The 414-nt window shown below is 82.6% G+C and carries 1 protein-coding gene; it reads right to left on the bottom strand.

The annotated features are described in order from the left end of the window. On the bottom strand, window positions 1–223 hold a 223-nt coding region (locus E9529_RS21570; protein ID WP_236833294.1), incomplete at its 3' end, for a hypothetical protein. Window positions 224–414: the final 191 nt, after the last annotated feature.

Raw genomic sequence — 414 nt, 5'->3', positions numbered from 1 at the left:
GGACGGCACCCGCGCCGGGCGCCTCGCCGGCGGGCCCCGACGACGTCGCGGCACCGGGCAGGCCGGCGCCCGCCGCGGACGCGACCGCGACCGGGCCGTCGAGGGCCGTCGCGGTATCCGCTGTCGGAGCCGGGACGCCGGCCGCGGCGCCGGTCGCCGACGCACCGGACAGGGTGGCCGCAGGGGTGCCGGCGGCGCCGGCCGCTGCTGCGGCAACGACCACGGCCGAAGCGTCCGGCGTTATGTGCACAAAACGCCCGGCAACCTGGGCCGCCGGGGCCGCGACCGGGGTGGCCGGCGTGCCGGTGACCGCCGCGGCGCCGGCCTGGCCGGCGGCGTCACCGGCGGGCGGCGTGGCCGTGGCGCTCCGGAGCAGTGCCCACAGCCCGGCGGCGACGGGGACCGCAGTGGGGT

Source organism: Blastococcus sp. KM273128 (genome assembly GCF_021698975.1).
Classification (GTDB): domain Bacteria; phylum Actinomycetota; class Actinomycetes; order Mycobacteriales; family Geodermatophilaceae; genus Blastococcus.
Note: the sequence above shows the minus strand (reverse complement) of the source record. Positions and strands in the feature narration are given on the sequence as shown.